This is a genomic window from Stenotrophomonas sp. S39 (genome assembly GCF_016624665.1).
GTDB lineage: Bacteria > Pseudomonadota > Gammaproteobacteria > Xanthomonadales > Xanthomonadaceae > Stenotrophomonas.
The window spans coordinates 47248-53280 of sequence record NZ_JACVTT010000021.1 but is presented as its reverse complement, the minus strand read 5'-3'; the positions used below and the strand labels follow the sequence as shown (position 1 = coordinate 53280).

General features: G+C 68.7%; 6 protein-coding genes. 2 read left to right on the top strand and 4 right to left on the bottom strand.

The window, feature by feature from the left end:
- Positions 1-106 precede the first annotated feature (106 nt).
- On the bottom strand, positions 107-1267 hold the full coding sequence (locus IAE41_RS07925) for an amidohydrolase family protein (protein ID WP_200732695.1): 1161 nt from the start codon (positions 1265-1267) through the stop codon (positions 107-109).
- 185 nt (positions 1268-1452) lie between these two features.
- Here IAE41_RS07925 and IAE41_RS07920 point away from each other — a divergent pair, with 185 nt between their 5' ends.
- The gene (locus tag IAE41_RS07920) at positions 1453-2094 is read left to right on the top strand and encodes a hypothetical protein (protein ID WP_200732694.1); all 642 of its coding nucleotides are present in this window, start codon (positions 1453-1455) and stop codon (positions 2092-2094) included.
- 316 nt (positions 2095-2410) lie between these two features.
- Positions 2411-3022 carry a GNAT family protein gene (locus tag IAE41_RS07915; protein ID WP_200732693.1) on the top strand — a complete coding sequence of 204 codons (612 nt, stop codon included), beginning with the start codon at positions 2411-2413 and terminating at the stop codon, positions 3020-3022.
- Here IAE41_RS07915 and IAE41_RS07910 read toward each other — a convergent pair.
- The 3 genes from IAE41_RS07910 to IAE41_RS07900 are packed head-to-tail and all read right to left on the bottom strand — an operon-like array spanning position 3019 to position 6022.
- The gene (locus IAE41_RS07910) at positions 3019-3804 is read right to left on the bottom strand and encodes a CDP-diacylglycerol diphosphatase (protein WP_200732692.1); all 786 of its coding nucleotides are present in this window, start codon (positions 3802-3804) and stop codon (positions 3019-3021) included. The two genes, IAE41_RS07915 and IAE41_RS07910, sit on opposite strands and share 4 nt — an antisense overlap.
- Positions 3805-3843: 39 nt before the next feature.
- Positions 3844-5538, bottom strand: a complete 1695-nt coding sequence (locus tag IAE41_RS07905) for a DUF2235 domain-containing protein (RefSeq protein WP_200732691.1) — start codon at positions 5536-5538, stop codon at positions 3844-3846.
- A complete protein-coding gene (locus IAE41_RS07900; protein ID WP_200732690.1) occupies positions 5525-6022 on the bottom strand; it encodes a hypothetical protein in 498 nt (165 codons plus the stop codon). Before IAE41_RS07900 ends, IAE41_RS07905 begins: the two co-directional genes overlap by 14 nt.
- Between the last annotated feature and the right edge of the window lie 11 nt (positions 6023-6033).

The following is a 6033-nucleotide window of genomic DNA, read 5'->3' as shown; positions in this document are numbered from 1 at the left end:
CGGCGTGTCCTGACCACCCACACCGCCCCGCCATCCCACGGAATGCCGCTCTGGCTTTGGCCGTTGCCCTGGATTGAAGCAGGTGCAGGGCTGCAAGCCCTGCCCACTACACCCACCGCCCGCCAACAACGACGCGCCGCTCGGCCGGCACACCTGCCACCGCCGCTGGACCGTGATCCGCCCGCACCGCCACGAACGTCGCCGGCATCCCCTCGCCCATCCCGTACTCCGGCAACCCGATCACCGCCGCCGCATGGGTGGTCACCATCTCCAGCGCCAACATCAGATCCGCATCCGTGTAGAACCCCGAGCGGTAACCCAGCAACATCGCACGCTGCAGCAGGTCGCCATTGCCATACGGCCACCAGCAGTCGCGGATGTTGTCGTTGCCCGCGAACACCCGCACTCCCGCATCGTGCAGCGCCCGCAGCGGCGGGAACGGGTGGTCGCCCGGCGCGTTGCTCATGATCGCCACGCCGGCAGCGGCCAATGCCTCGCCCACCTGCAGCGCGCGTGCCAACGGCACTTCGCCGAGGGCATACGCGTGGCTGACCGCCACCCTGCCCTGCAGCCCGGCCGCGCGCGTCCGCGCGGCAATGCGCAGCAGCTGGGCCAGGCCGGTTTCACCCGGCTCATGCAGGTGGATGTCCAGGCGCACGCCATAACGCTCGGCCAGGCCGAACAGCAGGGCCAGCTGCCCTTCGGCATCCCCATCCAGCGTGGTCGGGTCGATGCCGCCCAGCACCTCCACGCCCTCGGCCAGGGCCTGTTCCAGCACCGCGGCCGTGCCCGCGCAGGACATCACGCCCGCCTGCGGAAACGCCACCAGCTGGATCTGCATGATGTCCGCACAGCGTTGCGCGGCCTCGCGTACCGCCTGCAGGTGGCGCAGGCCGGTGCTGGCGTCGATATCCACGTGGCAGCGCATGGCCACGGTGCCGAAGCCACTGCACTGGCGAATCAGCGCTTCGGCGCGGTCCACCATCGGTGCGGCCCCGGCGACGGCGGCTTTCTCCACCGCCAGGCGCTCGCGCAGGCTGGCCACCGGTTGATGCGGATGCCAGCGATCACCGACGAAGCTCTTGTCCAGGTGGATATGGCCATCGACCAGCCCGGGCAGCAAGGTGAAGCCCTGCAGGTCGATGATCTCGGCACCTTCGGCCGGGACCGCCTCGCGGCTGAGCCCGTCGAAACGGCCGTCGCGGATATGGAAATGCACCGGCGCACCATCGCGATCGACGCCGCCCTGGACGAACTGCAGGGTCATGGGGGGAACTCCCGTAAAGCCATCAAGGGGCCCATCGTGCGCCGCCCCCACGGCATCGGCCAACGAAATATCTGCATGTCTCGTATTCGCCAGCGCAATGAATGGCCACGGCTGCCGACGTGATCGGCACGCCCGGTGCACGCCTGAACGGGTACCATAGACACCTGTTTCCGCTGTGATGCCGCATGGGCCCGTCCGACCGCCACGATCGTCTCCGCCGCTGGCAGGCCGCATCCCTGCTGGCCGCTGCCCCGATCGCCAGCCTGTCCGCCGCAGATGCCGGTGCCACCGCGCCACTGCACGCACCGCCCGGTCAGCAGCGCGTCGCGCCATCCGCCCTGGTCGAACTGCTGCACCAGCGCGTGCTGGCCGGCCCCAGCGCAACCGGAACCCTCGAAAGCTGGTGCGCCGAGCACGGCCTGGCTGAACAGGCGCGCGTGCGCGCCGTCCGCGTACATGGCCAGGACAAGGCGGCACCGGCCGATGTGCTGAAGGCGCTCGGCGCAGGCGCCGGTACGCCGCTGCGCTATCGGCGGGTGCAGCTGGTCTGCGGCAACCGCGTGCTCTCCGAAGCCGACAACTGGTACCTGCCGGGCCGCCTCAGCACCGCCATGAACCAGGTGCTGGACAGCAGCGACGAACCCTTCGGCCGCGTGGTGGGTCCGCTCGGTTTCCAGCGCCAGACCCTGGCCGACCAGACCTTCTGGCCGCCGCGCGGCGAAGGCGACCACGGCGTGATCCTGGAAGTGCGCGCCCTGCTGCGCGACCGCCAGCAGCAGCCCTTCAGCTACGTCATCGAGTCGTACAGCGTGCAGGCACTGCCGTAACGGCCGGCCCGGCCCGTTCAACCAGGCTTGACGCTATTGGCTGATGCCGTTGGCGGCCAGGGCAGCAGAAAACACGAAGCGCCCCGCGTCGAACCCGTCCATGGAACCCAGGACGGTTTCGACATGCGCCGCCGACGGCGCATTCCACCATCTGCACCGCACCAAGCCAAGATCGTCGCCATCGGACCTTTCGTTTTCATCGCGATGCCCTCGGATCGGCCTGCGCCTGAACCAACGCAGGCCTCCCGCGCGCAGGGCAGCTCACTTTGCAACAATTTTCATGGGCATCGGCGCGCAAAGGCGCAATCGTGCCCACATGTGCATCGAACCGAACCCCGCTTCCCACCTTGCCCTGCACCCGGTACTGCGCCGCCACCTGCTGCACCTGGGCCACGGCTCCATCAACCTGCGCTCGCTGCAGCGCACCGATCTGGCCGGCTGGCGCACGCTGTGCGGACAGCGCCGCAGTGGCTGCCACCTGGCCTGCCGCACCGATGCCGAGGTGCAGCTGTTCATCGGGATCCAGCGCTCGCGGCTGCAGGAAGACAATGACCGCCTGCTGCTGGGCGTGTTCGACCAGGCCAGCCACGCCCTGGTCGACCAGATCACGGTGCGGCTGCAGTCGGCACGCGGTCGCAGTGCCGAGCTGCAGCGCTTCTGCCAGGCCGACTGGGGCGATGCGCAACGTTTTGCACACACGCTGCATGCACTGTGCCCCTTCCTGTTTGAACAGGTCGGGCTGCACCGCGTCTACGTGATGCTGCCGCCCGACGACAGCGCCGGGCTTTCGGAGGTGCTGCGCGCGGCCGGCTTCCAGAAGGAGGGCCTGCTGCGCGACCATCATCTGGGCGCGGACGGCTGGGAAGATCGCAGCCTGCATGCACTGACCGCGTCGACCTGGCGCCCCCGGCAGGCCGCGATGGGTTAGCGCACGCGCTCCAGCGCAGAGCCGGCGCCCGTCAGCACGCTGCAGGCATGGTCCTGCAGTTCCTCGGCACTGGCGTCGTTGCCGGTGGCGGGGTCGAGCCGGGTGGCCAGCAGCACGAAACCGGGCGCACCGTACACATCGCGGCGGCCCGCCACCAGCAGGCTCCAGTTGCCGACGTCAGCCGGGCCGCTCAGGTCGAAGGCCAGCAGGTTCAGCGGGTTGGCGGTCAGCTCCGCACCGGCCAGCAGGCGCGCCTGGTACTGGTGGCCACGCAGCAGCACCGGCAAAGGTGCCCAGCGCATCCCCAGCGCCGCCTGCTGCGCATCCAGCGCCTGCACCACATCGGCACGCAGGCAGTCCACGTGGATATGCAACTGGTGCTGCGAGCGGCCATGCGGCGAGTTCAACGCCAGGCTGGCCACCTCGCGCGGCAGCGGCTGGGCCAAGGCCTGCTGGGTGTGGGAACGGGCCCGCCAGGCCGCAGCAAAGTAGTTGGGTACGCCCTTGCGGTAGAGCCCCGGGCTCTCGATGCCACTGACCTTGTCCAGCGGCATCAGCAGGAACTGGAAATCGCCATGGGAGTCCTTCACCAGCACATCGCGCCGGTCAGCCGCTTCTTCCATCTGCAGGCAGCTGCCCTGCGGTCCCTGCGCGCTTCGGCAGTCGCGTTCGATCAGGCGCCACAACGCATCGGAATGGGCCGGAAGTGCCGGGGTGCTGGCACAACCGGCCAGCACGGACAGGGACAGGAACAACGGAAGCAGACGGGGCACGACACTCACATTCAACGGTTGGGCCAGCGCGCCATTGTATCGCGGCCCTCAGCCCGGCACGGCCGCCTCCACCTCGGCCTCTTCAACCTTGCCCGGCGTGTACTTGGTCGCACCGAAGTACAGCACGCGCCACTGGCTGAGGTTGCCGATGAACCAGTGCGCCACCGAATCGTGACCGTAGCCATCGAAGAAGGTTTCCACCTCCGGCGGCAGCAGGGTCGTGTCATCCCACGACTCGAGGGTCACCCGCTCGGCCATGGTCAACGATGCGCCCCGCTCGCGGCGACGCCGCAGGCCGACGATCTTGCCGACCATCGTGTCGTTCTCTTTCTCCAGCCCACGCCGTTGCTTGCGCACGGCCGACAGCTCGTCGTCACGCGCCTTGAGTTCATCGGACACGCGGTTCCACTCGGCGGTCTTGTCTGCACTGCCCTGGTCGGCCAGGTGCAGGTTGTCGTTGTCCCAGGGCGCGGGCAGCTGCGACTGCCGCCGGCGCAGGGTCCGTACCTGTTCGCGCAGCGCCTCCTCGCGTGCCGCCAGGCGCTGCATCGATGGCAACTGATCGCCACGGGCCACGCGCACCCGCATCCAGCGGTACAGCAGCTGCATGTGCGCGGCCTGTACATCCTCCATGCGCCCGCGCTTCACGCGTACAGCCTGCAGATAGGCGTTGAACACGGCCTGCAGCTCCGGATCCTGCTTGTCGAACTCGGCCTTGACGTGATCTTCCAGCAGGCTGATCGGGTTGAGCAGCACGCCACCGGCCTGCGCCATGTCGTACATCTCGTTGAGGGCAAAGCGCGCGATGCTGTTCTGCCGCCCCTGGTGCTGCGGGTCATAACCGCCGCCCACGTCCGAGTGCACGCCGGGGAACCAGATCTCGACCGTATTGGCCGGGTAATGGGCGTGTTCGCGCGTCGAATCCAGCGGGAACTGGCCGCGCAGCTCATGGGCGGCGGTCATGTGCACCGACTGCTCGACGATGGCCGGCACCGCCATGCCGTCGGCCCAGCCGGTATGCCCATTGCGGTAATTGATCCCCGCCGCGGCCAGGTTCGGCCACACCGAGCACACCGTATCGAACACGCCCATGAAACCGATCCGCAGCGGGATGCGTTCGCGGTACAACCAGGTGCCATCGGCCTGGCGCTTGCAGCGCGCCGCCAGATCCCGCGCGAACGCCCGCGCCGACGCAGCGCCCCGCGAGAAGCCCAGCACCGACACGCTGACCACCAGGATGCGCATCGGCTCGGGTTGGGTATCGATCAGCTCGTCCAGCGCCTGCAGCGCGAAGTCGATGCGCTCGCGCCCGCCCTTGCCGATCGACAGCCCGAGCAGGCCGCCGCTGTCGCCGACTTCCGGGCAGGGCGTGCCGACGCCCGCCAGATACTGCCGCTTGCTGTTGCGACGATCATTTACATGCGCGTCGTAGAGCCGGGCGATGTTGGAAAGCGCCCGCTCCCCCGCATCCTTGCCCAGCTCCTCTTCGCGATTGTTACCCGTGCCGTCGAAGAACACGCTCAGGTGCAGGCTCTGCGTGCAGCCGGTGGTCGCCGCTTCCTTGTCGGGCACCGTGCCGCACATCGCTTCCTGGCGACGGCGACGCTCGGCATCACTCAACGGACGCGTTCCGCGCGCCAGCCGCGCCGTGCGCGCCGTGCCCTCGGCCTGCGCGACCGGATCGGGGGTACCGGGTTCGAGATCCACCTGCCCCGGAATCGCGGTCGGATCAGTACTGGTCATGGTCCTTGTGCTCCTTCGGCACCGGCATGCGTCGCACATCCCATTTGTTCACGCCCTTGTCCAGCAGCTCCGCCTCGACATGGCCGTCGGCGTAGAAATGCAGCAGCAACGTCGCCGGGTTGGGCGGATACGGCGTCTTCAGCGGCACCACCGCCTCGCGCGGCACGCGACGCCCTTCACTCAGGTAGCGGTTGGTGGCCAGGTCGTAGCGGTTGGCCTCGATCCAACGCACCTGCACGCTGTCCGGCCCCTTGCCGCGGGGCGCGCGCGGCCCCATCCCGGAGCCGCCATTGGTGTAGCCGTCCACGCCACCCAGAAACTGCCCGTCGACCCGCACATCGGCCAGGTAATACGGGCTGTAGTTGAACGCGAACAACGACATGATCGGCGTCTTGCCGCGCGCCATCGCCCGGCTGCAGCCGACGCCCACCACCAGCAGCGCGATCACCGCCAGCGCGCTCCACCACAGGTACTTGTTGCTCATCATCGCGATCT